The sequence below is a fragment of the Blautia segnis genome (assembly GCF_014287535.1).
Taxonomy (GTDB): Bacteria; Bacillota; Clostridia; order Lachnospirales; family Lachnospiraceae; genus Blautia_A; species Blautia_A acetigignens.
Map to the genome: position 1 here is coordinate 45,440 of NZ_JACOOT010000003.1, position 25,222 is coordinate 70,661.

Consider the following 25,222-nt stretch of genomic DNA (forward strand, 5'->3'; position numbering starts at 1 on the left):
GTTACTGTTCACTGGCAATGTTCCGCGAGGTGTTTTTTGTGAACAAAGTTCACAGAAAACCTGAGAATTGCGGCGCGAAATCATGCGAATGCATGATTTCTGTGCATCGCGAAGCGCGTTGCTGTGAACGGAGTGAACAGTAACGTCTGATTTTATCACCAGATTAAGAAAACTGCATACAATAAAAGGTAAGAGGCCCTTTAGGAGTGAATGGCTTGAATGACCGGATTTTCATTGAAGGGGGACACAAGCTGAAGGGAAATGTTCAGATACAGGGCTCCAAAAATGCAGCGCTGCCTATGATGGCGGCTTCTCTTTTACACCGGGGAGTGAGCGTACTGAAAGGCTGTCCGAGAATTGCGGATGTATTTTGCATGGAAGAAATCCTGCAGAATCTGGGGGCTGTAACCTGGTGGGAGGACCACGATCTGTATCTGGACTGCACCAAAGCGGACAAAACAGAGGTCCCATTTTCCTTCACAGGGAGAATGCGGTCTTCTGTGATCCTTCTGGGGGCACTTCTTGGAAGAAATAAAAAAGGCAGTCTTGGCTATCCGGGGGGATGCGTGATCGGAAAACGCCCCATTGACATGCATCTTCTGGTTCTGGAAAGTCTTGGGGCCAGGATACAGGAAGTGGCAGGGCAGTTAAGCGCAGAGTGTGAAAGAATGAAGGGAACAGAGTTCTCTTTTCCAAAAAGAAGTGTGGGAGCCACCCAGCAGGGAATTCTGGGGGCAGTGCTGGCAAAGGGAGAAACGGTTCTGGAAAACTGTGCCTGCGAGCCGGAAATCAGCTGGCTTTGTCATTATCTTCGTACCATGGGCGCGCAGATTACAGGGGACGGTACCGGGCGAATCTGCGTCAGTGGAGTGGAAGGCCTGAGGGGAGGCAGCAGTTGGGTGCCGCCGGACCGGATTGTGGCAGGAACCTATATCTGTGCGGCTGCCATTACAAGAAGTGAGATCACCCTGACCGGTCCGCCGGAGGGGGAACTTGATTCCTTTCTGGAAGTATATCGGAAAATAGGTGGACAATATAGCGGCATCGGTGGTAAACTGTTAGTCAATGGAAAAAATGTTCACAGCCCCGTAGCATTTCTGGAAACAGGCGTATATCCGGGCTTTCCCACAGACCTGCAGTCTCCTCTGATGGCGGTTCTGGCCACTGTGGAAGGCACAAGCCTTATTCGGGAAGCTATTTTTGAGGACCGCTACAAGGCAGCGCCGGAACTGGTGCGTATGGGAGCAGACATCCGGATTCTGGGAAGAGACGCTCTGATCCAGGGCGGGAAGCCCCTTACCGGCACCTTTGTAAGAGCACAGGAATTAAGAGGCGGTGCAGCGCTGATACTGGCAGCACTGGTGGCGGCCGGAACCACGGTTCTGGAAGGCTATTCTTTTGTGCGAAGGGGATATGAGCATATTTGCCAGGATCTTGAGCAGTTAGGTGCGGCAGTAAAAAGGATACAGGAATAACAGGATTATGAAATTATTCAAAAAGAATCTGATTGACAAAAAACATAAGAAAATGATTTTTTGTACCCTGGGAGCAGTTTTGCTGGCAGGCCTTGTTTTTTTCTTTTCTTATTTTCATGTAAGCAAAGTGGAAGTAATGGGAACTGCCCGTTATTCCGATGAGGAAGTAAAAAGCATGGCTCTGCAGGGTGCATTTACAGATAACTCTGTTCTTGCTGTGCTTCTTCATTCCAGGGTGGATGTGGAGGATGTGCCGTTTGTAGAGGGCTTTAACATTACCCGCCTTTCCCATAACAGCATCTGCATCAGTGTCCGGGAGAAGAAGGCAGTGGGATGCATTCCCTATCTGGACAGCTACGTGTATTTTGACCGCAATGGTATTTTTATTGAGAGTTCCCACACACGGGACGAGCTGGTTCCTTTTTTTGACGGGATCCAGGTAAGCCATGTGATCCAGGGGGAGAAGCTTCCAATCAAGGGAAGTTCGGTTCTGACTACTGCAGTGGCGCTTTCCACCATTTTCCAGAAAAATGACGTGATCCCAGATCACATAGAGTTTGACAGCAGCTATCAGATCACCCTGACCTACGGCGATGTGCAGGTTATGTTGGGAAAGGACGAGTACCTGGAGGACAAGATGATCCGGGTAAGCGCGATCCTGCCAAAACTTTCCGGGGAAAAAGGAATCCTTCACATGGAGAATGTAACGGATTCTTCCAAGCTCATCACCTTTGAGCGAGAAGTGGACGAGGAAGATACCACGACGAGTATTGACACCACTAGTGCCTATGAGAATGCGATCGCGAACTGGCACGGCGGCTATGACGAAGAGGGGGACTATACCGGCGAGGGCGAGTATGATGCCAATATGAATTACGTAGGTCCAAAGCCTACCGAGGAAAGCATTGCGGCAAACGGTGACTGGCTGGGCGGCTATATGGAGGACGGCAGCTACACCGGATACGGACAGCTTGACAAGGATGGAAATTACGTAGGTCCTAATCCAAATGACACCAGCGACGAGGAAGATTATACGGAAGAATCCAGCTGGGATGACCAGGAAGAGGACGATTATGAAGAGTAATCTTTCAATTTTCGAGAAAAAAGTGTAAAAAAACAAAATTAGTGGTTGATAAATTCCTAAAAAAAATATATGATATAGCTATATGCAGCTTGGTATGTATATGAGATGAGTGTCAAAATGAATTTTGCCACTCATTTGATACCCGGATTGTTCCGCAGCTATGCTGCTCCCACAATTCTTCAAATATTCGAAATCCGCTGATTTACTATGTAAATCGCTGCTTTCTCATATTTGGCGTGTCCCAAGCTCAAAAGCCTTATCGTGCAAGCATGAACAGCTTTTTGATCTTTTGACACTGGTATCATGTATATTGACTAAGATTAGAGATAAAGGATATAAGGTAGAAATAAAGGAGGAAGTACATTGTTAGAGATAATGTCAAATGAGGCGGAATCCTCTGCAAAGATTATTGTAATCGGAGTAGGCGGCGCCGGAAATAACGCAGTCAACAGAATGGTTGAGGAAGCCATCGGCGGGGTAGAGTTTGTAGGAGTTAATACAGATAAGCAGGCTCTGACTCTGTGTAAAGCTCCAACTGTACTTCAGATCGGTGAGAAGATTACCAAAGGTCTTGGTGCAGGAGCACAGCCTGAGGTTGGACAGAAAGCAGCAGAAGAAAGCATTGAGGAAGTAAAGCAGATCATCGAAGGTGCTGACATGGTATTCGTTACCTGCGGTATGGGCGGTGGAACCGGTACAGGTGCTGCACCGGTTATCGCAGCAGCAGCGAAGGAAATGGGTATCCTCACTGTAGGTGTTGTGACCAAGCCTTTCCGTTTTGAAGCGAAGACACGTATGAACAATGCCCTTGCAGGTATCGAGAACCTGAAGAAAGCAGTTGATACACTGATCGTGATCCCGAATGATAAATTACTGGAGATCGTGGACCGCCGTACTACTATGCCGGAAGCACTGAGAAAGGCAGACGAGGTTCTGCAGCAGGCCGTTCAGGGCATCACAGACCTGATCAATCTGCCGGCTCTTATCAACCTCGACTTTGCTGATGTACAGACTGTTATGACAGATAAGGGAATCGCTCACATCGGTATCGGTGAGGCAAGAGGCGATGACAAGGCTATGGAGGCTGTTCAGCAGGCAGTTTCTTCTCCGCTGCTTGAGACTACCATCAAGGGTGCTACACATGTTATCATCAACATTTCCGGTGATATCTCCCTTATGGATGCAAACGATGCAGCAAGCTATGTACAGGAGCTTACTGGTGAGGATGCAAACATCATCTTCGGTGCTATGTATGATGACTCTGTTGCTGATTATGCAAGAATCACAGTTATTGCTACAGGTCTTACAGACAATGCACAGGCCAACAACCCATTTGGAAGCAAGGCAAGCAATTCCGTATTTTCCAACAAGAGACCGGCTTCCACAGCATCTGCCGGCGTGAACCTGAACATGCCTAGCTTCAGCATGCCTACTATGAATGCGACACCATTCACAGCGAAGACACCATCCAGCACTGTTCAGAAGAAAGACATCCAGATTCCGGATTTCTTAAGAAACAGATAATTTATTGCAGACAAAAGACCTCCGCATGTATGTGCGGAGGCCTTTTTATCGGCAGCAGGAAATCTGAATCACTGGATTCAGCATTCACACTGGAAGGTGCTGCACTTTGTTTCATCACATTTTCTGGCATCATTTCCATCTACACTAATGGAAGCGGCAGTACATTTACACTTGTCATTGTAGGTGCAGCCGCAGGCTTTACAGTCAATCTGGATGGTCTCGCAGCCACAGCCATTTTTGGCACTGTTCATAGTACCCTGGCTTTTTTCCCGAAAACTGCCGCAGCAGGTTTCTTCAGCACTGTGGGCACTTTCCCCCATCATATCAATTTCTCCTCTGGAACAGAGCATATCCTCGTTGTAGGCACAGGTTGTTGCGGAACATTTTAAAATAGTCATAGTTTGCCTCCTGATAGTAATGATTGTGTTATGGAACATTTTTAGTTTTTCCGGAATTATTCAAAATATACCTGTTGCTCCTTACATTATTTGGAATAAAAAATATGTGAAAAAATAAGAAAAATATCTTGACTTTCAAGAAAAGACATGGTATTATTCAACAGTACATGATGAAAAGAAAGCAGAGTTCACTCTCACCTCAGCGCACATTTAGATGCGGCTCGGGTTCATATTGCACAGCAGCGCGTGACTTAGTTCGCGGGTGTAATAGGAGAAGTGTGGATTCTGTCCGCACTTTTTTTATGTTTGAGGAAGCATAAGAACAGGAAGTCATGTATGAGGCAGGAATTTCCTGCGAAGGGGAATGAGAGTCCAGGGGTTAGAAACTGGAACAGAACAGATCATCTATCAGGTATGGAGGTGCACAACAATTAGCAATTTAATGATCAACGAACAAATCAGAGACAAAGAGGTACGCTTAATTGGTCCGGACGGAGAACAGCTTGGAATCATGTCCGCAAGAGAAGCTATGGCCAAGGCTCAGGAGGCAGAGCTTGATTTAGTAAAGATTGCCCCACAGGCAAAGCCGCCGGTATGCAAAATCATTGACTATGGTAAATATCGCTACGAACTTGCCAGAAAAGAAAAAGAAGCCAAGAAGAAGCAGAAGACCATCGATGTCAAAGAAGTGCGTCTTTCACCAAATATTGATACCAATGACCTGAACACAAAGGCTGGGGCGGCACGCAAATTCCTTACCAAGGGCGACAGAGTTAAAGTAACACTTCGCTTCCGCGGAAGAGAGATGGCACACATGTCAAGCAGCAAGCATGTTCTGGATGATTTTGCCGAGATGCTGAAGGACGTTGCCGTAGTTGAGAAGGCAGCTAAGGTAGAAGGCAGAAGCATGACAATGTTTTTAGCACAGAAACACTAGGATGTTGCATTCATTTGGAGAGACCGGAAGGGTTCGGCCAGGCTGGATGAGGGACATTAAATAGATACGATATTAAGGAGGAAATTACAATGCCAAAAATTAAAACTTGTAGAGCAGCAGCAAAGCGCTTCAAAAAAACAGGAACAGGAAAATTAGTAAGAAATAAAGCTTACAAGAGCCATATCTTAACAAAGAAATCTCAGAAGAGAAAGAGAAATCTTAGAAAAGCTGCTGTTGTTGATTCTACTAATGTTAAGAGCATGAAGAAAGCATTACCGTATTTATAAGATATAGCATAGAAGAAGACGAACAGGAGGAAAATAAGAAATGGCAAGAATTAAAGGCGGATTAAACGCAAAGAAAAAACATAATCGTGTATTAAAACTGGCAAAGGGCTACAGAGGAGCTCGTTCCAAACAGTATAGAGTAGCAAAACAGTCTGTTATGCGTGCACTTACCAGCTCTTATGCTGGAAGAAAGCAGAAGAAACGTCAGTTCAGACAGCTCTGGATCGCACGTATCAACGCTGCTGCAAGAATGAACGGATTATCCTACAGCAAAATGATGCACGGCCTTAAAGTTGCAAACATCGACATCAACAGAAAGATGCTTGCTGAGATGGCTGTAAACGATGCTCAGGGATTCGCAGCACTTGCTGAGATCGCTAAGAAAGCAATCGCTTAATTACATTAAGAAGATACTTTTACGGGAGATGGGAAACCATCTCCCTTTTTTATACAGAAATTTAGAACTGCTATTTAAAACAAAATAATACAAAAAATATTTATGTGTGCTTGACAGCGCACGTTTGTGCGCCGCAGAAATAACAAAAATGGCGTATTTTGGTTAATTTAACGGATTTTTCCTCTCTAATTCTTAAAAAATTATAAAATTTTCTCTTGCAATCAAAAAAGCAGGATGCTATAATCATAACATTAAAGTGGTAAAGAGAAGAAGTTATGGAAGCCAAAGCCGGCTGGGAAACCACCAGTGGGCTTTTCTATTATCCGTTGGTGGTAGACTTATCGGAAGGCGAGATGACAGAAACTCTTACATAAATTAAGGAGGAGATTTATTATGAGAAATCTGAAAAAAGTACTCAGCATTACTGCAGCCGCAGCAATGGCAGTATCCACTGTAACACCTGTATCCGTATTTGCAGAGAGCGAGGAAACCTTCAAGATTGGTGTCATCGGACCTATGACAGGAGACTATGCACAGTATGGTAATGGCGTATATAACGCAGCGAAGATTGCAGCAGATGAGATCAATGCAAACGGCGGATTCAACGGATATCAGGTAGAGATTCTTGATGCCGGCGATGATCAGGGAGATCCGGAGAAAGCTGTCAATGCATACAACGACCTTCTTGACAAGGGTATGCAGATGCTTTGCGGTACCGTTACTTCCGGTGCTTGTATCGCAGTAGGTGCAGAGGCAGCTGACAGCACATTCCTCTTCACACCATCTGCAACAGCAGTAGACAGCATCACAGCTGGTGACAATGAGTTCCGTATGTGCTTCACAGACCCGATGCAGGGAACCAAATCTGCTGAGTACATCTCCGAGAACGGACTTGCTACAAAGGTAGCAACTCTTTATGATTCCATGGCTGACTACAACTCCGGTGTACATGATGCATTCGTTGCAGCATGCGGTGACTATGGCCTTGAGGTTGTAGCTGATGAAGCTTACACAACAGACAACAACACAGACTTCTCCGTACAGCTTGGCAAGATCAAAGACAGCGGCGCAGAGCTTCTGTTCCTGCCGAACTACTACTCAGACAACGCACTGATCCTTCAGCAGGCTCATGACCTTGGTCTTGACATGAAGATCTTCGGTGTTGACGGTATGGACGGTATCCTGAACGTTGAGAACTTCGATACATCCCTTGCAGAAGGCGTTATGCTTCTGACACCATTCTCCGCAACAGGCGCGGATGAGGCAACTGTAAACTTCGTAAAAGCATACGGCGATGCGAACAACGGTGAGACACCAAACCAGTTCGCAGCAGATGCATATGATGTACTTTACGCTATGAAAGCAGCAGCAGATGATGCTGGTATTACACCGGATATGTCCAACGAGGACATCAGCGCAGCTCTTTCCGCTTCCATGCTGAACATCACTGTAAACGGTCTTACAGGAGAAGCTAAATGGACAGAGGACGGCGAGTGCGATAAAGCTCCTAAGGCTTATGTGATCAAAGACGGCGTTTACGCTTCTATGGAGTAATTTCATAAGAATACAGGACAATATGCCGGGCAGCCGGCAGAGTCTTAACCATTTCCCTGATTGCGCAGGGGATGGCCGTTAGCAAAGGGGAGACGGTTACCTGTGGGTCCGTCTCCTTCTTTGCACTATGAAAAATAACTTACAAAATAACTGGAGCGTGTCTGAAAATTTACTTCCGCTTTTTCAAATTCGAGGCAACATAAAAAGATTACAGTGGAAAAAGAACGGGAATGAATTTTCAAACACGCTCATGGAAAAAATCCAGTTAAGAGGTGCATTATGAGTTTTATATCCTATTTAAAAGATGGTATCAGCCTGGGCAGTATCTACGCCATCATCGCCCTGGGCTATACAATGGTATATGGTATTGCAAAAATGCTGAATTTCGCACATGGCGACGTTATCATGGTTGGAGCATTTGTAATCCTGACAGCAGTCACCAAAGCCAATATGTCACCAATTTTGGCAATCATCCTTTCCGTAGTGATCTGTACCGCAGCAGGTGTTGTAATTGAGGCAGTTGCCTACAGACCTCTTCGTAAAGCATCATCCAACCTGGCAGTTCTGATCACCGCCATCGGTGTCAGCTATCTGCTTCAGAACCTGGCCCTTCTGATCTTCGGCGCAGATGCCAAGAGTTTCGTTCCGGTTATCAATGTTCCGTCACTGGTACTTTTCGGCGGACAGCTTACCGTCAAAGGTGTTACCATCGTAACTATCCTTGTATGTATCGTAATTATGGTCGGCCTTCAGCTTTTCGTAAAGAAAACCAAACCAGGACGTGCCATGCAGGCTGTCTCTGAGGACCGCGACGCTGCACAGCTGATGGGTGTCAATGTAAACGCAACCATTTCCCTTACTTTCGCAATCGGTTCCGGACTTGCCGCAATCGCAGGCCTTCTGCTTTGTTCTGCATATCCGACTCTGACTCCATATACAGGAGCCATGCCTGGTATCAAGGCATTCGTAGCAGCCGTATTCGGCGGAATCGGATCTATCCCGGGAGCCATGGTAGGAGGAATCCTTCTTGGAGTTATCGAGATCTTCAGTAAGGCATATATTTCTTCTCAGGTTGCAGACGCCATCGTGTTTGCAGTTCTGATCGTCGTGCTGCTTGTAAAACCATCTGGACTGTTCGGCAAGAACATCCAGGAGAAAGTATGAGGTGGCCGATATGAAAAAGACAGTGAACAAAACAACAAAGAATAACTTTATTACATATGGCATGGTAATCGCCATTTTCGCAGTGGTACAGATCCTTTCCTCAACCGGAAACCTGTCCCGACTGCTTACCGGACTTCTGGTTCCCATCTGCGTTTACACCATCGCTTCCCTTTCCCTGAACCTGGTAGTTGGTTATTCCGGAGAGCTGAGTCTTGGACATGCTGGCTTTATGTGCGTTGGAGCTTATTCCAGTGCTGTATTTTCCCATGTTACCAGTGATCTGATCCCGTCTGTTCCAAGACTGATCCTTGCAATCCTGGTAGGTGCAGTGGTTGCTGCTGTTTTTGGAGTTCTCATCGGTATTCCGGTACTGAGACTTCGCGGTGACTATCTGGCTATCGTAACCCTGGCATTTGGTGAGATCATCAAGAACCTGATCAACATTCTCTATGTTGGCGTAGATGACAAAGGGCTTCATGTTGCAACAAGCGCAGCCAACCTGAAGCTGGATCCAGGCGGAAAGCAGATCATCAAGGGTGCCCTTGGAGTTTCCGGAACTTCCACCCTTTACAAAGACATCAAGGATTATTTCTTCCTGATCGGCGTGATCCTGATCCTGATCGTGCTTTTCGTAATCCAGAACCTGGTAAATTCCAGAAGCGGACGTGCTATCACTTCAACCCGTGACAACCGTATCGCAGCCGAGTCCATCGGTATCAACGTAACAAAGAACAAGCTGCTTGCATTTACCATTTCCGCTGCAATTGCAGGAGTGGCTGGCGTGCTTTATGCCCACAACCTTTCCATGCTGAAGGTTTCCATCTTCGATTACAATATGTCCATTACCATTCTGGTATATGTCATCCTTGGAGGAATGGGAAATCTTCGCGGAAGCATTCTCGCAACCATCGTGCTTTATGCACTTCCTGAGCTGCTTCGTGGATTCTCCACATACCGTATGCTGATCTATGCAATCGTTATGATCGCAATGATGCTGTTCAACTGGGCTCCTGCTGCAAGAGATTTCAGAAGCCGTATTGTTGAGAAGATCAAAGGTCATGGCAAAGAAAAGGAGGCGGCTTAATTATGGCAATGTTAGAGGTAAACAATCTTTCCATCCAGTTTGGCGGTCTTCACGCTGTAGATAATTTTCATATGAAAATTGAGAAAGGCGAGCTGTACGGCCTGATCGGACCAAACGGTGCCGGAAAAACAACGGTATTCAACCTTCTCACAGGTGTATACAAGCCTAATGAGGGAATCATCAAGCTGGACGGACAGGACATTACAGGAAAAAGCATTATCGACATCAACAAGGCAGGAATTGCCCGTACCTTCCAGAATATCCGTCTTTTCAAGGATATGACAGTGCTGGACAATGTTAAGGCAGGCCTGCACAACCATCATAAATATTCCACCCTTACCGGAATCTTAAGACTTCCAAAGTACTTCAAGGTGGAAAAAGAAATGAACGAGCGTGCCATGGAGATCCTGAAGGTGTTTAACCTGGATCAGGAAGCAGAGCTTCTTGCGGGAAACCTCCCTTATGGTAAACAGCGTAAGCTGGAGATCGCCAGAGCACTTGCCACAGATCCCAAGCTTCTTCTTCTGGATGAGCCTGCAGCAGGTATGAACCCCAATGAGACACAGGAGCTGATGGATACCATTCGCTTTGTAAGAGACCATTTTAACATGACGATCCTGCTGATCGAGCATGATATGAAGCTGGTTGGCGGTATCTGCGAGGAGCTGACCGTACTGAACTTCGGACAGGTTCTCTGTCAGGGCGAGACCTCTAAGGTTCTCAAAGACCCGACTGTTGTTACTGCATATCTGGGCGAATAAGGAGGAAATATAGAAATGGCAATGTTGGAAGTAAAGGATTTACACGTATATTATGGTGTAATTCAGGCTCTGAAAGGAATTTCCTTTGAGGTAAACCAGGGAGAGGTCATCGCCCTGATCGGTGCCAACGGTGCAGGAAAAACCACTACACTGCAGACTCTTACCGGACTTCTTTCCGCAAAAGAAGGTTCCGTTGTTTTTGAAGGAAAAGATATTACCAAAGTTCCGGCACATAAGATCGTTGAGATGGGAATCGCACATGTTCCGGAAGGACGCCGCGTATTCGCAGACTTAAGTGTTTATGAGAACCTGATCATGGGTGCTTATACACGTAAGGACAAGGCAGAGATCCAGGAGAGCCTTGTCGGCGTATACAAGCGTTTTCCAAGACTGGAAGAGCGTAAAGGACAGCGCGCCGGTACTCTTTCCGGCGGTGAGCAGCAGATGCTTGCCATGGGACGTGCCCTTATGAGCAAGCCAAGACTGATCGTAATGGACGAGCCTTCCATGGGGCTTTCTCCGATTTTTGTAAATGAAATTTTCGATATTATCCGTGTGGTAAGCGAAGGCGGCACCACTGTACTTCTGGTAGAGCAGAATGCCAAGAAGGCACTTTCCATCGCAGACCGTGCTTATGTCCTTGAGACCGGCAAGATCACCATGAGTGGAAAAGCAAGCGACCTGCTCAATGATGAGGCTGTACAGAAGGCTTATCTTGGAGAATAAATCCATTTGAAAATTAATCCGGCAAGGCAGCAAAAAGGAGCTTTGCCGGGATAATAAGGAGGAGAAATATGGACAATTTCGTAATTACCATTGCAAGACAGTACGGAAGCGGCGGACGTACCGTAGGTGAAATGCTTGCGAAGAAATTAGGAATTGGATATTACGACAAGGACATCATCCGCATAGCATCCGAGGACAGCGGTATTCACGAGACTCTTTTCGGAAGAGTGGACGAGTACACAAGTGCCAGACGCCCGCTGTTTGGCAAAAAAGGAATTTACAGCGGAGAGCTGATTCCGCCTCAGAGCAAGGATTTTACCTCTGATGAAAACCTGTTTAATTATCAGGCAAAAGTGATCCGCGAGCTGGCGGAGAAGGAATCCTGCGTGATCATCGGAAGATGTGCTAATTTTGTGCTGAAGGATTATCCAAATGTACTTCGCGTATTTGTTCATGCAAACTGGGATTTCCGTATGGAAAAAGCTGCTGAGAAGCTGAGCATGAGTACCAGGGAGATTGAGAAATTCCTTCAGAAGGATGACAGGCGCAAGGACGAGTACTACCGCAGATTTACAGGCCAGGAGTGGAAGGATGCCACCCAGTATGACCTGTGCCTGGACAGCAGCAAGCTTGGCTATGACAAGTGCATCGAGGAAATCGAGAACCAGCTGAACATGCTGAAGAACAAATAAGTTCTTCCTTTGGGCAAACTGAAATAAGAAGAATCACAGAGCATCGGCTTTTTCAAAAAAGAAATTGTCGGTGCTCTTTTCATAGTCTGAAGAAAATCCACATATATTATCAGGAAAGACAGATGTCAGGCGGCGAAGAGATGAAAGTAAAAACAGGGCATCTGGTGATGTGGGTGCAGGGGCTGGTTCTGGTTCTTTTGTGCGCAAGGCTGGGGGCTGGAGCTATTCTGGAAAAGGAAGGGGAGACGGGAACGGCGGGAGAGGAAGCCGTACAGCTGACAAATGCAGCAAAAAACGGAGACGCGAAGGCAGATTTTGATCAGAACCGGGGATTGGTTCAGGAAAAGAAAAGGGTAGCTCTGACCTTCGATGATGGTCCAAGCAGCAAGTATACGCCCCTGCTTCTGGAGGGACTGAAAGAAAGAGGCGTCCATGCCACCTTTTTTCTTATGGGGAAAAATATAGAGGGAAAAGAAGAACTGGTGAAGCGGATGCAGGCAGAAGGACATCTGATCGGGAACCATACCTACAACCATGTGGAGCTGTGCAAAATCTCCAAGGAGGCAGCCCGAACAGAAATCGAAGCCACCAATCAGGAAATTTACGATATCACAGGAGAATATCCCATGTGGCTTCGTCCGCCTTACGGGGAGTGGCAGAAGAATCTGGACTTTTATGTGAACATGTTTCCGGTTCTTTGGGACATTGACACATTGGACTGGAAAAGCCAGAATGTGAATGCGGTGATGCAGATCGTGGAATCAGAGATTGAGGATGGGGCGGTGATTCTGATGCACGACGCATATCAGAGCTCTGTGGATGCAGCCCTTCAGATCGTGGATCTGCTGACGGCACAGGGGTATGAGTTTGTGACTGTGGATGAACTGGTGCTGCCGTGAGAAAATGCAAAGAAAAAGATTTGCCTAAATTGGGAAGATGGATTATAATTAGAACAAATGTGCGGTATAATACATCTGAGTAAGAAACAAAAAATGGAGAAAATACATGGATTTATTTGAATATGCAAAAGCAAAGACAATGGAGAATGAGTCGCCGCTGGCTTCCAGGCTTCGTCCTACCCGTCTGGAGGAAGTTGTAGGGCAGCAGCACATTGTAGGAAAGGATAAGCTGCTTTACCGGGCAATTAAGGCAGATAAGCTGACTTCTGTTATTTTTTACGGACCTCCGGGAACCGGCAAGACCACCCTTGCCAAGGTCATCGCCAATACCACCAGCGCAGATTTTACCCAGATCAATGCCACTGTAGCCGGCAAGAAGGACATGGAAGAGGTGGTGAAGCAGGCTCAGAATGCCCTTGGCATGTACGGAAGGAAGACCATCCTTTTTATCGATGAGATCCACCGCTTCAATAAGGGACAGCAGGATTATCTTCTGCCATTTGTGGAGGATGGCACCATTATCCTGATCGGTGCGACTACAGAGAATCCTTATTTCGAGGTAAACGGGGCTCTTTTGTCCCGGTCTATTGTGTTCGAACTGAAGGCGCTGGAAATTTCGGAGATTAAGGAACTGATTCTTCGGGCTGTCAATGACAAAGAGAAAGGCATGGGAAGCTATGGAGCAGTTCTGGACGAGGATGCCCTGGAGTTTCTTGCAGATATGGCAGGAGGAGATGCCAGAAGCGCTTTAAACGCCATAGAGCTGGGGATTCTGACGACTCCCAGGTCTGATGACGGCAAGATCCATATTACACTGGATGTGGCTTCTGAGTGTATCCAGAAGCGTGTGGTACGCTATGATAAGAACGGAGATAACCATTACGACATTATTTCCGCATTCATTAAAAGCATGCGCGGCTCAGACCCGGATGCTGCAGTGTATTATCTTGCGAAGATGCTGTATGCAGGGGAAGATGTGAAGTTTATTGCAAGACGTATTATGATCCTTGCTTCCGAAGATATTGGAAATGCAGATCCCCAGGCCCTTGTGGTGGCAACTGCTGCGGCGCAGGCAGTAGAGCGGGTAGGCATGCCGGAATCCCAGATCATCCTTTCCCAGGCTGTTGCTTATATGGCATGCGCGCCGAAGAGCAACGCCGCTGTGAATGCGATCTTTGCAGCGATGAACAGCGTGAAGCGCACCAAGACCACAGTGCCTGTACATCTCCAGGATGCACACTATGGCGGGCATGAGAAGCTGGGTCATGGAATCGGCTATAAGTATGCCCACGATTATCCGAATCACTATGTACAGCAGCAGTATCTTCCAGATGAAATTAAGGATGAGAAATTCTATGAGTTGTCCGATATGGGATATGAGAAGAAATTGAAAGAGCATATGGAATTTATACGAAGAAATAAACAGTAGAAGTGGTAATAAAATGGAGGAGCTTTACAGAAGCCCCTCCATTATTTTTGCATATATTTCTTCGTATTTCTTCGGCCATTGCTTACACATTGCCTTGGCTGCCGTAAGGGATGGTGCCGCAAGAGAAAGATCAATCACGGAAGCTCCCTTCTGCAAAAGCTGCAGGTGCACCACATATTCCCCCTGGTTATTGATGTAGTAGTCCGCAGGAGCCTTAACCTGGTTCTTGGCGGAAGCACCTCTGGCAGCTAAATACTGCAGCACCTCGGTGCGGATGTCCTGGGAAATATCATTCTCAAAATAGGTAAGCGTGTTTTTGCCATCTTCAGTGAGATAATAATAGGAAGTATTGGAAATGGTACGCTTCTCGATCAGCTCCGTCTCCTCAAGCTCGGAAAGAGCCTGCTGCAAATGGAAATAATTGGTGTATTCCCGGTCCAGAATAAATTCAGAAATCTCGGAATTGGTAATGGGAGAGGATGAATTTCGAAGCATATATAAAATGATCAGCTTGTAAACAGTAAATGGTGTTGCCATTTTCAAGCCTCCTTTCTGGCTTTTCCCTGAAAACTCTGTCTTTCCTTCAATCGGTGGTGAAGAAGATTGAGGACTTCTCTTTTGCGGCTTGCCCATAAAGGTGCAATGAGCAGATCTTTTGGGCCGTCCCCGGTAACCCGGTGGATCACAATGGACGGGTCCAGATGCTCCAGACAGTCGATTACAAGGTCAATGTATTGGTCTCGTTCCAACACTTTAAATTTCCCGGCAAGATAATCATATGCAAGGTCGGTGCCTTTCAGAACATGGAGAAGCTGCAGCTTAATGCCCTGGATGTCACAGGCACTTAAGTAATCCATAGTTGCCAGCATATCTTCCCTGTTTTCCCCCGGAAGTCCGAGAATGGTGTGCACCACCACTTCAAGTCCTGCCTTTCGAAGCCTGCAAAGTGCATCCTCGAAGCAGGAAAGAGGATAGCCCCGGCGGATATAGGCGGCAGTAGATTCATGGATGGTCTGCAGTCCAAGCTCTACCCAGACGGGCTTTCTTTTATTCAGGCGAGAGAGAAGTTCTATCACATCCTCTCCCAGGCAGTCTGGACGGGTGCCGATGGAAAGCGCCACAATCCCTGGATGGGAAATGGCTTCCGTGAAAATCCGCTCCAGATAAGGAACCGGAGCATAGGTATTGGTATATGCCTGGAAATAGGCAATATATTTGTGGATTGGACGCTTGGCGGACAGCATTTCAATTTGGCTGTCAATCTGCCTGGTGATGGAAAGGGCTGCGCTTGCGGCGAAATCTCCGCTGCCCCCTTCACTGCAGAAAATACAGCCGCCGTGCCCGATGGTGCCGTCCCGGTTGGGACAGCTCATGCCTCCGTTCAGTGTAACCTTGTAAACCTTTTCCCCGAACCGTTCCCGCAGCATATAGTCAAGGGAATGATAGGGCTTGCTGTTCCAGTTATTCATCGCACATCAGGATCCTGGCTGTGATTTACTACACAATCCGGATCTGGTTCACTGGTTTCCTCCGGGATGTATTTGTCAAAAATTTTCACAAAGAAATGTGAATTGATGTAAGCAATTCCGGAAAATCCAAGGAGCACCAGAAGCAGGATCACGGTAGACTGGAGCTGGGCGCTTGGAATAAAGAATGCCAGGGTCGGTGCAGCAGAGATCAGGATCATCAGTGCTGTATAAGGAAGATGACGGATGGACATCAAAAATGCGTTGGTAAAGGTGTTCTTGATGGTGTTGTAAAATTTGGCAAGTACCGGGTAGATGTACATGAAAAGCATCAGGTAAACCACCAGGATCATCATGAAGATCACCAGGAGTACCTTGCCAAGGGAGCCTGCTGTGCCGCGGCAGATGCTGATGTCAATGGCAAGGAGAAATGCGGCAGCCAGCATGATCAGATTGATGACGATGCCCTGCTTCAGATTCTGCTTAAAGGATTTGAAAAAGCCGCGTACAATGTAGGATTCTTCATTGCGTACCATCTTCATTGTGACATAGAACATGGCAGAAATGGAAGGGCCGATTGTAACAATTGGGATACAGCAGACGATGCACAGAATATTCAGAATGATAAGATCTGCTACTCTGCTCATAAAGGTGAAAAATTTGTTATCCATGTTGAAGAAACGATCCATTCATATACTCCTCTTTTCTGTTTGTTGTAAAGCCGGAATCAGTCCCGGCGTTATAGCTTATGCAATAGTATAACGAATCTGTGGAAAAAAAGCAATTTGAAAATCAAAATGTATAAAATTTTCACAAAAAAAATATTCTCGAAATTGCTTGCTTATCACACGTTAGCGTGTTAAAATAGTAATTATTGAAAATAGAATAGCAACAATTAAAGATAGAAAAAGGAGTAGCGAAATGAGTAAAAATATCAGAACTGAGGCAGTTGACCATCTTTTTGAGGCCATACTTTGTCTGAAGGATAAGGAAGAGTGCTACACTTTCTTTGAGGATGTGTGTACCATTAATGAGCTTCTTTCTTTATCCCAGAGATTTGAGGTTGCCAAGATGCTGATGGATAAGAGAACTTATCTGGACATCTCTGAGAAGACAGGTGCTTCCACAGCGACCATCAGCCGTGTAAACCGTTCCCTGAACTATGGTAATGACGGCTACGACATGGTATTTAAGAGAATGGAAGAGAAGAAGGAGCAGAATCGTCCGCTGGACCAGAAGGACGAATAAGGAGCTTTGAAGTTCCCGCTCTGGAAATGACAGACAATAGAACAGGACTTACATGCACGAAAGAAAACCCGCGGATCATTGGATGGTGATTCGCGGGTTTTGTGGCGGTGTAGGGAGAGAAGTTTTATTTCTCTTTTGTTTTCTTGGAGGATTTATCCTCTGCGGGGGAGATGTCATCGATCATTTTCTCAATGATCATCTTCTTGATGTAGACGTCGAAGCTCATCAGGCAGATAAAGCTGAAGCGCTTTAAGAATTCCTGGTCCTCCTCGTCTGCATCCTGGAAGGTAGCGCTGGAGAAACGGTAGTCCTTGAGGACATTCTTGATCAGCTGGTCGATCTTGCGGTTCTCCATGCCGAATACTTCATTATATACATAGGTCATGTCCTTGCCTGGCTCGCCCTTGAAATACTTCTCCGTGATAGGACCCAGAAGCTTCTGGATGTCTGTGATGGACAAAATATTCTTAAAATAATAGATGAAGATCAGCATGAGAAGATGATCCTTGGAATAACGCTTCTTCTCCGGGGAAGGGAGCAGGTTGTTCTTCGCATAATTGTTGATCATGGTCTTGGTGAGGATCTTGTCGTCCTCGTGGCGCTTGGTGGATGCAAGCTGATCTTCCATGAAGGTTGTGACCTGATCCATGTAAAGATCAATGTTCGGGAGATCTTCCGGCTTTATATAATCCATTCCGGAAATGTGGTCCAGAATGCTTCTGAATACGGATTTATCGTCTTCTGTCATTTTTTTATCACCTCTGCTCCCTATTATATAGTTTTTAAAACTACTTGTAAACTGTTTTTTTCAGTTTCTGTAAAAATGGAAGAGGGAAACCGAAACTATGTTTGCTTTTTTGCATGCGCGGGGTTGTGGGAAAAGAGGATTTCATGTATAATGAATTTTACTGTTATGGTTACCCATATGAGACAATGAACCTGGAATTTTATATAGGAGAAAATAGATGAGCATATACGATACATTAAATCCGCCGCAGCGCGAGGCAGTGGCGCAGACTGAAGGACCGGTTCTGATTCTGGCTGGTGCAGGGTCAGGCAAGACCAGAGTGCTGACTCACAGAATCGCCTACCTGATGGAAGAGATGGGGGTCAATCCATGGAACATCCTTGCTATCACTTTTACCAACAAGGCAGCCCAGGAGATGAGAGAACGTGTGGATAAGCTGGTGGGATTTGGTTCCGAGAGCATCTGGGTGTCTACCTTCCATTCTGCCTGCGTGCGGATCCTGCGCAGACACATTGACAATCTGGGATATGACACCAATTTTACCATCTACGATACAGATGACCAGAAATCCCTGATGAAGGATGTGTGCAGGAAGCTGAACATTGATACCAAGGTGTATAAGGAGCGGTCCCTTCTGGCTCAGATTTCCCATGCCAAGGACGAACTGCTGACGCCGGATGATATGGAGATGAAGGCAGCAGGGGATTATAATATGAAGAAAGTAGCCTCTGTTTACCGGGAATATCAGGCTGCCCTTCGCAAGAACAACGCCCTGGATTTTGATGACCTGATCGTGAAAACTGTGGAACTTTTCCAGAACTGCGGCGCTGTGTTGGAGTACTATCAGGAGCGGTTCAAATATATTATGGTAGACGAGTACCAGGATACCAATACTGCGCAGTTTAAATTTATCAGCCTTCTGGCACAGAAATATGAGAATCTGTGCGTGGTGGGTGATGATGACCAGTCTATTTACAAGTTCCGCGGGGCAAATATTGGGAATATCCTTGGCTTTGAGCGTGTTTTTCCGGATGCAAAGGTAATCCGCCTGGAGCAGAATTACCGCTCCACCAAGAACATTCTGAACGCTGCCAACCAGGTGATCGCCAATAATACCGAGCGTAAGGCCAAGACTTTGTGGACCGAGAATGAAGAGGGCAGCAAGGTGCATTTCCGGCAGTTTTTCAATGCTTATGAGGAGGCGGAATATGTAGCAGGGGAGATTGGCAGGATGAAGAGGGAAGGAATGGGAAGCTATCGGGACTGCGCCATTCTTTACCGCACCAATGCTCAGTCACGAATTTTTGAGGAGAAATTTATTGCAGCCAACATTCCCTATAAGCTGGTAGGCGGCGTGAACTTCTACGCCCGTAAGGAAATCAAGGATCTTCTGTGCTATCTGAAAACCATTGACAATGCCAGAGATGACCTTGCTGTGCAGAGAATCATCAATGTGCCCAAGCGCGGAATCGGTGCCACTACACTTGGACGTGTCCAGGACTATGCAGACAATATGGGAATCAGCCTGTATGAGGCTCTTCGGGTGGCAGAGGAGGTTCCTTCCATTGGAAGAAGCCTATCCAAGATCGACGGTTTTGTTACGTTTATCCAGAGCCTGAAGAGCAAGGCGGATGTGCTTTCTGTGGAAGAACTGCTGCAGGAGGTGATTGATGATACCGGATATGTGGCAGAGCTGGAAGCTGAGGATACGGAGGAATCCAGGGCCAGAATCGAGAACATTGACGAGTTGATTTCCAAAACTGCGGCTTATCAGGAGGCTATGGAAGAGCAGAATCAGCCTGCTACACTTTCCGGTTTTCTGGAAGAAGTGGCGCTGGTTGCCGATATTGATACGGTAGATCCGGATCAGGATTATGTACTGCTTATGACCTTACATAGCGCCAAGGGCCTGGAGTTTCCAAAGGTGTTTATGGTGGGAATGGAGGACGGCATTTTCCCAAGCCATATGACCATCAGCTATGGAGATGACGGAGAACTGGAAGAGGAGCGCAGGCTCTGTTATGTGGGAATTACCCGTGCCATGAAGGATCTGACGCTGACATGTGCACAGCAGAGAATGATCCGCGGGGAAACCCAGTACAATAAGGTTTCCCGTTTTGTAAGAGAGATTCCCCGTGAGCTTGTAGATCTGGGACATACTATCCAGGAGAAAAAGCCGAAGGCCGAGGATCTGATCCCAACTCCTACCAAGTATTCCAAGATGAAGGAGATTCTCCAGAGCCGTAACTACAAACCAAGGGAATTTAAGGTGACCAAATCCGGTTCCCTAGATTATGAGGTTGGAGATACGGTTCGCCATATTAAATTTGGCGTGGGAATCGTAAAGGAAATCGTGGAGGGCGGCCGGGACTACGAGGTTACGGTGGAATTTGACAAGGTAGGCGTCAAGAAGATGTTCGCAAGCTTCGCCAAGTTGAAGAAAATATAATTGTGCGCCCTGCGATTAGCGCTATGCTTTGAAACGAAAAATTCAAAATAAAAAGATTAACTATGGTAAAATGGTAGCAAAAGTGGTATAATAAATAAACCTGATGAAGATTGCAATAAATGTAAGTCGGGTGCCGGAGACTTTTTGAATACGCTCTGGTGTTTCGGTGCAGAAGTTAGTTGGCTATTTTAGGAAACTGCTTCAGAATGCACATGCAAGCTATATGAAAGAGAGGATGGTATCACATGAACATTAAAATGGATAAGCTCGAGGAATTATTATCATTACTTAAGAAAAAAGAAGAAGAGAAGCAGAAAAATACAGTCCTCTGGGTACTGGCAATCGTTGGTGCTGTAGCTGCTGTTGCAGGAATTGCATTTGCAGTATATCGCTTCTTTGCACCGGATTATCTTGAGGATTTCGAAGAAGATTTCGATGATGACTATGACGATTATTTCGAGGACGAAGAGAAATAATTGCAGGCTGTGATTTTATAGGGATGATTAAGAAGGTATACGGGCATATGGCATTTATGCTCTCCCGTATACCTTATTTTTTTACGGAGGAATTATGAAAAAAGGCGAGATTTACGAAGGGGTTATTGAGAAAGTTGAGTTTCCCAATAAGGGATATATAAATATAGATGGAGAAAAAGTAATTGTAAAGAATGGAATTCCGGGACAGAAGGTCCGTTTTATGATCAACAAGAAGCGTTCCGGCCGGGTGGAGGGAAGACTTCTGGAGGTTCTGGAGAAATCACCTCTTGAGGTGCGGGAACCTGTCTGTAACATTTTCCCTGCCTGCGGCGGCTGCATGTATCAGACCATGTCTTACGAAGAGCAGCTGAAGATGAAAGAAAATCAGGTGAAGAGTCTTCTTCAGGCAGCAGTTGGGGAGGACGTGGATCTTCACTGGGAGGGAATCCATGGAAGTCCCATTGAGTTTGGATACCGGAATAAGATGGAATTCTCTTTTGGGGATGAGTTTAAGGACGGTCCCCTGTCTTTGGGACTTCACAAGAAAGGAAGCACCTATGATGTGCTGACTGCATCCGATTGTAAGCTGGTGCATCCGGACATGACTGCCATTCTTTCCTGCGTGCTGGACTTTTTCACAGAGCTTGGAGCTGTACATTATAAGAAAATGCAGCACACCGGATATCTGCGCCATCTGCTTCTTCGAAGAGGGGTAACCTCCGGAGAGATTCTGGTTCACGTGATTACCACAAGCCAGGCCCAGTACGACTATGCGCCGCTGGTTTCCAGACTGCTCGCCCTTCCTCTTGAGGGCAAAATCGTGGGGATCATGCACATCATCAACGATTCCCTGTCTGATGTGGTGCAGAGCGATGAGACGCAGATTCTTTATGGACAGGATTATTTTTATGAGACACTTTTGGGCCTGCGCTTTAAGATCAGCACCTTTTCCTTCTTCCAGCCGAACTCTCTGGCAGCAGAAGTACTGTATTCCATTGTGCGGGATTACATTGGGGATACCAAGGATAAGGAAGTGTTTGACCTTTACAGCGGCACCGGAACCATCGCCCAGCTTCTTGCTTCTGTAGCGAAAGAAGTGATCGGCGTGGAGATTGTGGAGGAAGCTGTAGAAGCAGCCAAAGTAAACGCTGCCCTTAACGGCCTGACCAATTGCCGTTTCATCGCCGGAGATGTACTGAAGGCGCTGGATGACCTTACCGAGAAGCCGGACATGATCGTCCTGGATCCCCCACGCGACGGCATCCACCCCAAGGCTCTTCCAAAGATCCTTGCATACGGCGTAGAAAACATCGTCTACATCTCCTGCAAACCCACCAGCCTGGCCCGGGACCTCCCCTCCTTCCTCGCCGCCGGCTACCAGATCCAGCGCACCTGCAGCGTGGACCAGTTCTGCGAGACGGTACATTGCGAGACAGTTGTTCTTTTGTCCCAACAAAAACCAGATGACACGATAGAGATCGACTTAGACCTGGACGAGCTGGATGCCACCAGTGCCGAGTTGAAAGCAACCTATCAGGAAATCAAAGATTATGTGCTGAAAGAATTTGGCTTGAAGGTTTCAAGTTTATATATTTCTCAGGTAAAACGCAAATGTGGAATTGAAGTGGGAGAAAACTATAATCTTCCAAAATCAGAAAATGCAAGAGTTCCACAATGCCCGAAAGAGAAGGAAGAAGCTATCAAGGCTGCCCTGGAATATTTTGCGATGATCTAAGGGCATCGCTGATTTCAAGGAGGAATAACACATGAAAAGCACATTTGAAAAAATGGGTGGAACCTACACACTTGGCGCAGACGGAATTTACTATCCGAATCTTGTCAGTACAGATGAAGAACCGTATTATGGAAAATATGGAATGATACGAAAAACGTATTTGAAAGAGCATCGTCCGGCAATATATTCACTGTATATATTGGAGGACAGACTGGTGGAACATCTGAATGCTGTGGACGATGAAGCACAGGAGAGGATGGATATTCTGGTGTGTCAGATGATGAAGAGGCAAGGTATTACAGAAGAAACGAAAGCCTGTGACCAGATGGCTTGGGTAGGAACGGTAAATAATATCCGAAATGCGGCGGAAGAGATTGTGTTGAAAGAATTGATTTACAGGTAGACAAAGAGCTGAACAGGTAGGACGAAAAATCCTATTTGTTCAGCTCTTTGTGTTTGTACGGGTTCAAAGAAGAATCAAATTACAATTCTATATCATGTGATTTTTTCTTAGTTCGGACAGGCTGATTTCGTCGCATCTCTTGTTTTCTCTGATATTCAAGTTCCCAGGCACGATGGGAGAAAACATCAGGATCTTCAACATTGAGATAATCTACTTCATTAGCTGCAATATCACGACGGTGATAGTCATAATATTCACCAAAAGTACCTTTGAGCTGCTCAATCAGTTTATCTCGGAAAGTAGGTCGTATCTGGATTCTGGCATCCAGTAATTCAGTGTATTGCTCCGGGTCAGGACGGAATTTTTCCTCTTGGAAAGCGACAGCATCTTTTTTAAGCTGCCCTTTGAGAGACATATCTTGAGAATCGAGAATATCCAGATTCTTATCCATCTGGTCGTATTTTCTGGAAAGGCTCGCCATATCTTTCTCTGTGGAGCATTCAGCCTGAAACAGCAGCTGTTCTTTGACAGATTTCAGTTCCTCGATTTCTTCTGTTACGGTTGTAAGCTGCTGATTTAACTTTATATGCTGGAATGGATTTAGAATACTGGTTTTACTTTTTTGCACATTTAGTTCTTTCTTTTCAGTAACTTTCGCTTTGAGCTTTTTCTTAATGGTATCATATTGATTCAGGATAGGACGAAAATGCTGCATCCAGTCATGGATCACTTCTTTTTGCATTTCATTATGAAGTAAATGATATTGTGTAAAAATCATATGATTTCGGATTGCTTCTAATGTTTCTGCAATTACCGGAATAGATTTTTCGACAGCTTGGGCAAATTTTTTCACCTGTGCTTTTAATTCCCGAAGCATTTTGTTATCTGCACGAATCTGACGGTTGATTTCACACCGGTCTGCTATCATGCCTTTCTTTTCCATATTCTGGGCAATGTAGCCCTCATGGATGGTTGGCTGTTCTGTGATTCCCTGAGCTGCAAAACTGCGGTGATCAATGGCGGCATTTATCTGATTAAGGGCAAGCATTTTATTTACGGCATCTGCCCAGTTTGCTCTCCAGAGGCAGAGCTGTTCCTCACTGTTCCATTGTTCGGAAATCGGGTTTTGTCTGCCATACCGGGTGCTTTTTGGATGTTTGTCGATACGTTCATAACCTTTCTCCTGTGCTGCCGAGGGAGTCAGATATACTTTCTTTTTCCCAGCTTTATAACGATACTGTTTTTCCCAGCCCTCTTTCTGAGCATCCTTAAATTCAGAAGCAGTAAATCCCTTTTCCTCTCCATCTTTGATGCATAGATATTCTTTTTCGGTTTTATACTGCCATGTTCCGTTTTCGTTTAATGGACGGACAGTAAGTAGAATGTGTGCATGGGGATTGTGACCATCTGTATCGTGAATGGCGAAATCGGCACACATTCCCATATCTACAAAATTCTTTTGAATAAAATTCTGAAGAAGAGAAATATTGCTGTCTTTATCCAACTCAATAGGGAGTGCGACAACAAATTCTCTTGCCAGTCGGCTGTCTTTTGTTTTTTCAGCAGCTTCTACAGCATTCCAGAGTTGCTCCCGGTTTTTCCATTTAGGCGGAGCCATAGGGGGAAGCATTACTTCCTGATAGATCAGTCCATGTTTTCGGGTGTAGTCATGCTGGATGCCATCGTAATCATTGTATATGCGGCTACAGCTCATATAAGCAGATGCAGCGACAGCAGACCGCCCGGAACCACGGCTGACGACCTTGGCTTGCATATGATAAATTGCCATATCTGGCACCTCCTTTCGATGTTGCCTGCAACAGCGGATAGCCCTCGGCAGAGCGCACGAGCCCCGTAGGGGATACCACCGCCCGATTTATCGGGTGGTGAGTAAGTGCGCCCTTCGGGAGTAGAACTTGTGTATTTACATTCCTCTTAGCCGGAGCATCAGCTCCCGCTTTAGGGTATCTAAATCCATTTCTTTAATATGTGGAGCAATGCTTTCCAGAATCGCTCCTTCTTGAATCAATCTGCGTGTTCTGGCATTACGTTCCTTTTTACGGTTTCTTGCTTCGATTTCTTCCAGTCTGTGTTTTGCCTGTAAAAGCACTTTTTCTTCTGGTGTCATAATTCTTTTATTTGCCATATCTGGCACCTCCTTTTTATGCCCGTATCCGGGCGATTTAGTTTTAAAATCTTGTGGTTTAGTACTATAGTTTTAGATAACTGACAGTGGCATGTCTCTGGTGATAAATAAGAAAAGAAAGTAGTACTACTGTCAGTGAA

General features: G+C 46.0%; 26 protein-coding genes. 19 read left to right on the forward strand and 7 right to left on the reverse strand.

Going from position 1 to position 25,222, the window contains the following annotated elements:
- Window positions 1-206: 206 nt before the first annotated feature.
- The 3 genes from murA (at window position 207) to ftsZ (ending at window position 4,083) form a co-directional block, all read left to right on the forward strand.
- Window positions 207-1,475: a UDP-N-acetylglucosamine 1-carboxyvinyltransferase gene (gene murA / locus H8S54_RS00930; protein WP_289045052.1), complete on the forward strand. Its 1,269-nt coding sequence runs from the start codon at window positions 207-209 to the stop codon at window positions 1,473-1,475.
- A gap of 7 nt (window positions 1,476-1,482) precedes the next feature.
- Entirely contained in the window at window positions 1,483-2,559 is a 1,077-nt protein-coding gene (locus H8S54_RS00935; protein ID WP_186900707.1) for a cell division protein FtsQ/DivIB, read from the forward strand.
- A 375-nt stretch (window positions 2,560-2,934) separates the two neighbouring features.
- Window positions 2,935-4,083, forward strand: coding sequence for a cell division protein FtsZ (gene ftsZ / locus H8S54_RS00940; protein ID WP_117850823.1), 1,149 nt, complete (start codon window positions 2,935-2,937; stop codon window positions 4,081-4,083).
- Window positions 4,084-4,160: 77 nt separating this feature from the next.
- Here ftsZ and H8S54_RS00945 read toward each other — a convergent pair whose 3' ends face one another.
- Window positions 4,161-4,481 carry a DUF1540 domain-containing protein gene (locus H8S54_RS00945; RefSeq protein ID WP_186900708.1) on the reverse strand — a complete coding sequence of 107 codons (321 nt, stop codon included), beginning with the start codon at window positions 4,479-4,481 and terminating at the stop codon, window positions 4,161-4,163.
- 442 nt (window positions 4,482-4,923) lie between these two features.
- On the opposite strand from H8S54_RS00945, the gene infC reads away from it, so the two are divergent.
- From infC to H8S54_RS01000, 11 genes are all read left to right on the forward strand, one after another.
- Window positions 4,924-5,418: a translation initiation factor IF-3 gene (gene infC / locus H8S54_RS00950; RefSeq protein ID WP_117850820.1), complete on the forward strand. Its 495-nt coding sequence runs from the start codon at window positions 4,924-4,926 to the stop codon at window positions 5,416-5,418.
- A gap of 89 nt (window positions 5,419-5,507) precedes the next feature.
- The gene (rpmI, locus tag H8S54_RS00955) at window positions 5,508-5,705 is read left to right on the forward strand and encodes a 50S ribosomal protein L35 (protein ID WP_173765903.1); all 198 of its coding nucleotides are present in this window, start codon (window positions 5,508-5,510) and stop codon (window positions 5,703-5,705) included.
- Between the two features lie 40 nt (window positions 5,706-5,745).
- On the forward strand, window positions 5,746-6,102 hold the full coding sequence (gene rplT / locus H8S54_RS00960) for a 50S ribosomal protein L20 (protein WP_117850812.1): 357 nt from the start codon (window positions 5,746-5,748) through the stop codon (window positions 6,100-6,102).
- A gap of 393 nt (window positions 6,103-6,495) precedes the next feature.
- A complete protein-coding gene (locus H8S54_RS00965; RefSeq protein ID WP_186900709.1) occupies window positions 6,496-7,656 on the forward strand; it encodes an ABC transporter substrate-binding protein in 1,161 nt (386 codons plus the stop codon).
- A 279-nt stretch (window positions 7,657-7,935) separates the two neighbouring features.
- Window positions 7,936-8,820, forward strand: a complete 885-nt coding sequence (locus H8S54_RS00970) for a branched-chain amino acid ABC transporter permease (RefSeq protein WP_117850805.1) — start codon at window positions 7,936-7,938, stop codon at window positions 8,818-8,820.
- A 10-nt stretch (window positions 8,821-8,830) separates the two neighbouring features.
- Entirely contained in the window at window positions 8,831-9,904 is a 1,074-nt protein-coding gene (locus H8S54_RS00975; RefSeq protein WP_117850924.1) for a branched-chain amino acid ABC transporter permease, read from the forward strand.
- A gap of 2 nt (window positions 9,905-9,906) precedes the next feature.
- The gene (locus H8S54_RS00980; protein WP_021926164.1) at window positions 9,907-10,665 is read left to right on the forward strand and encodes an ABC transporter ATP-binding protein; all 759 of its coding nucleotides are present in this window, start codon (window positions 9,907-9,909) and stop codon (window positions 10,663-10,665) included.
- A gap of 15 nt (window positions 10,666-10,680) precedes the next feature.
- Entirely contained in the window at window positions 10,681-11,391 is a 711-nt protein-coding gene (locus tag H8S54_RS00985) for an ABC transporter ATP-binding protein (RefSeq protein WP_117850803.1), read from the forward strand.
- Window positions 11,392-11,459: 68 nt separating this feature from the next.
- A complete protein-coding gene (locus tag H8S54_RS00990) occupies window positions 11,460-12,083 on the forward strand; it encodes a cytidylate kinase-like family protein (protein ID WP_021926162.1) in 624 nt (207 codons plus the stop codon).
- A gap of 122 nt (window positions 12,084-12,205) precedes the next feature.
- Window positions 12,206-12,982 carry a polysaccharide deacetylase family protein gene (locus H8S54_RS00995; RefSeq protein ID WP_021926161.1) on the forward strand — a complete coding sequence of 259 codons (777 nt, stop codon included), beginning with the start codon at window positions 12,206-12,208 and terminating at the stop codon, window positions 12,980-12,982.
- A gap of 106 nt (window positions 12,983-13,088) precedes the next feature.
- Window positions 13,089-14,411, forward strand: coding sequence for a replication-associated recombination protein A (locus H8S54_RS01000; protein WP_186900710.1), 1,323 nt, complete (start codon window positions 13,089-13,091; stop codon window positions 14,409-14,411).
- A gap of 24 nt (window positions 14,412-14,435) precedes the next feature.
- On the opposite strand, the gene H8S54_RS01005 is transcribed toward H8S54_RS01000, so the two are convergent.
- From H8S54_RS01005 to H8S54_RS01015, 3 genes are read right to left on the reverse strand one after another with little or no spacing between them, the layout of a single operon-like run.
- Window positions 14,436-14,948, reverse strand: a complete 513-nt coding sequence (locus H8S54_RS01005; protein ID WP_021926159.1) for a DUF4364 family protein — start codon at window positions 14,946-14,948, stop codon at window positions 14,436-14,438.
- A gap of 2 nt (window positions 14,949-14,950) precedes the next feature.
- Window positions 14,951-15,880: a TIGR01212 family radical SAM protein gene (locus H8S54_RS01010; RefSeq protein WP_186900711.1), complete on the reverse strand. Its 930-nt coding sequence runs from the start codon at window positions 15,878-15,880 to the stop codon at window positions 14,951-14,953.
- Window positions 15,877-16,566, reverse strand: a complete 690-nt coding sequence (locus H8S54_RS01015; protein WP_186900712.1) for a YesL family protein — start codon at window positions 16,564-16,566, stop codon at window positions 15,877-15,879. The genes H8S54_RS01010 and H8S54_RS01015 overlap by 4 nt, the downstream gene beginning before the upstream one ends.
- Window positions 16,567-16,798: 232 nt before the next feature.
- On the opposite strand from H8S54_RS01015, the gene H8S54_RS01020 reads away from it, so the two are divergent.
- Window positions 16,799-17,125, forward strand: a complete 327-nt coding sequence (locus H8S54_RS01020; protein ID WP_021926156.1) for a YerC/YecD family TrpR-related protein — start codon at window positions 16,799-16,801, stop codon at window positions 17,123-17,125.
- 124 nt (window positions 17,126-17,249) lie between these two features.
- Here the strand turns inward: H8S54_RS01020 and H8S54_RS01025 are convergent, their stop codons facing one another.
- Window positions 17,250-17,873, reverse strand: a complete 624-nt coding sequence (locus H8S54_RS01025) for a DUF1836 domain-containing protein (protein WP_021926155.1) — start codon at window positions 17,871-17,873, stop codon at window positions 17,250-17,252.
- 217 nt (window positions 17,874-18,090) lie between these two features.
- Here H8S54_RS01025 and pcrA point away from each other — a divergent pair, with 217 nt between their 5' ends.
- The 4 genes from pcrA to H8S54_RS01045 all read left to right on the forward strand — a co-directional run bounded on the left by pcrA (window position 18,091) and on the right by H8S54_RS01045 (window position 22,936).
- A complete protein-coding gene (gene pcrA, locus H8S54_RS01030) occupies window positions 18,091-20,322 on the forward strand; it encodes a DNA helicase PcrA (RefSeq protein WP_186900713.1) in 2,232 nt (743 codons plus the stop codon).
- A gap of 245 nt (window positions 20,323-20,567) precedes the next feature.
- Complete coding sequence (locus tag H8S54_RS01035; RefSeq protein ID WP_021926153.1) at window positions 20,568-20,798, forward strand: hypothetical protein; 231 nt, start codon at window positions 20,568-20,570, stop codon at window positions 20,796-20,798.
- A gap of 94 nt (window positions 20,799-20,892) precedes the next feature.
- On the forward strand, window positions 20,893-22,533 hold the full coding sequence (gene rlmD / locus H8S54_RS01040) for a 23S rRNA (uracil(1939)-C(5))-methyltransferase RlmD (protein ID WP_186900714.1): 1,641 nt from the start codon (window positions 20,893-20,895) through the stop codon (window positions 22,531-22,533).
- A 31-nt stretch (window positions 22,534-22,564) separates the two neighbouring features.
- Entirely contained in the window at window positions 22,565-22,936 is a 372-nt protein-coding gene (locus H8S54_RS01045; protein WP_117636582.1) for a TnpV protein, read from the forward strand.
- 79 nt (window positions 22,937-23,015) lie between these two features.
- Here H8S54_RS01045 and mobQ read toward each other — a convergent pair whose 3' ends face one another.
- Both mobQ and H8S54_RS01055 read right to left on the reverse strand, forming a co-directional pair.
- Window positions 23,016-24,725: a MobQ family relaxase gene (mobQ, locus tag H8S54_RS01050; RefSeq protein ID WP_117996605.1), complete on the reverse strand. Its 1,710-nt coding sequence runs from the start codon at window positions 24,723-24,725 to the stop codon at window positions 23,016-23,018.
- 135 nt (window positions 24,726-24,860) lie between these two features.
- Window positions 24,861-25,082, reverse strand: coding sequence for a hypothetical protein (locus tag H8S54_RS01055; protein WP_005428277.1), 222 nt, complete (start codon window positions 25,080-25,082; stop codon window positions 24,861-24,863).
- Window positions 25,083-25,222 lie beyond the last annotated feature (140 nt).

Coding starts and splice junctions, on each gene's coding strand:
- H8S54_RS00935 (WP_186900707.1), top strand. CDS start 1,483: ATGAAATTATTCAAAAAGAATCTGATTGACAAAAAACATAAGAAAATG.
- ftsZ (WP_117850823.1), top strand. CDS start 2,935: ATGTCAAATGAGGCGGAATCCTCTGCAAAGATTATTGTAATCGGAGTA.
- H8S54_RS00945 (WP_186900708.1), bottom strand. CDS start 4,481: ATGACTATTTTAAAATGTTCCGCAACAACCTGTGCCTACAACGAGGAT.
- infC (WP_117850820.1), top strand. CDS start 4,924: ATGATCAACGAACAAATCAGAGACAAAGAGGTACGCTTAATTGGTCCG.
- rpmI (WP_173765903.1), top strand. CDS start 5,508: ATGCCAAAAATTAAAACTTGTAGAGCAGCAGCAAAGCGCTTCAAAAAA.
- rplT (WP_117850812.1), top strand. CDS start 5,746: ATGGCAAGAATTAAAGGCGGATTAAACGCAAAGAAAAAACATAATCGT.
- H8S54_RS00965 (WP_186900709.1), top strand. CDS start 6,496: ATGAGAAATCTGAAAAAAGTACTCAGCATTACTGCAGCCGCAGCAATG.
- H8S54_RS00970 (WP_117850805.1), top strand. CDS start 7,936: ATGAGTTTTATATCCTATTTAAAAGATGGTATCAGCCTGGGCAGTATC.
- H8S54_RS00975 (WP_117850924.1), top strand. CDS start 8,831: ATGAAAAAGACAGTGAACAAAACAACAAAGAATAACTTTATTACATAT.
- H8S54_RS00980 (WP_021926164.1), top strand. CDS start 9,907: ATGGCAATGTTAGAGGTAAACAATCTTTCCATCCAGTTTGGCGGTCTT.
- H8S54_RS00985 (WP_117850803.1), top strand. CDS start 10,681: ATGGCAATGTTGGAAGTAAAGGATTTACACGTATATTATGGTGTAATT.
- H8S54_RS00990 (WP_021926162.1), top strand. CDS start 11,460: ATGGACAATTTCGTAATTACCATTGCAAGACAGTACGGAAGCGGCGGA.
- H8S54_RS00995 (WP_021926161.1), top strand. CDS start 12,206: ATGTCAGGCGGCGAAGAGATGAAAGTAAAAACAGGGCATCTGGTGATG.
- H8S54_RS01000 (WP_186900710.1), top strand. CDS start 13,089: ATGGATTTATTTGAATATGCAAAAGCAAAGACAATGGAGAATGAGTCG.
- H8S54_RS01005 (WP_021926159.1), bottom strand. CDS start 14,948: ATGGCAACACCATTTACTGTTTACAAGCTGATCATTTTATATATGCTT.
- H8S54_RS01010 (WP_186900711.1), bottom strand. CDS start 15,880: ATGAATAACTGGAACAGCAAGCCCTATCATTCCCTTGACTATATGCTG.
- H8S54_RS01015 (WP_186900712.1), bottom strand. CDS start 16,566: ATGGATCGTTTCTTCAACATGGATAACAAATTTTTCACCTTTATGAGC.
- H8S54_RS01020 (WP_021926156.1), top strand. CDS start 16,799: ATGAGTAAAAATATCAGAACTGAGGCAGTTGACCATCTTTTTGAGGCC.
- H8S54_RS01025 (WP_021926155.1), bottom strand. CDS start 17,873: ATGACAGAAGACGATAAATCCGTATTCAGAAGCATTCTGGACCACATT.
- pcrA (WP_186900713.1), top strand. CDS start 18,091: ATGAGCATATACGATACATTAAATCCGCCGCAGCGCGAGGCAGTGGCG.
- H8S54_RS01035 (WP_021926153.1), top strand. CDS start 20,568: ATGAACATTAAAATGGATAAGCTCGAGGAATTATTATCATTACTTAAG.
- rlmD (WP_186900714.1), top strand. CDS start 20,893: ATGAAAAAAGGCGAGATTTACGAAGGGGTTATTGAGAAAGTTGAGTTT.
- H8S54_RS01045 (WP_117636582.1), top strand. CDS start 22,565: ATGAAAAGCACATTTGAAAAAATGGGTGGAACCTACACACTTGGCGCA.
- mobQ (WP_117996605.1), bottom strand. CDS start 24,725: ATGGCAATTTATCATATGCAAGCCAAGGTCGTCAGCCGTGGTTCCGGG.
- H8S54_RS01055 (WP_005428277.1), bottom strand. CDS start 25,082: ATGGCAAATAAAAGAATTATGACACCAGAAGAAAAAGTGCTTTTACAG.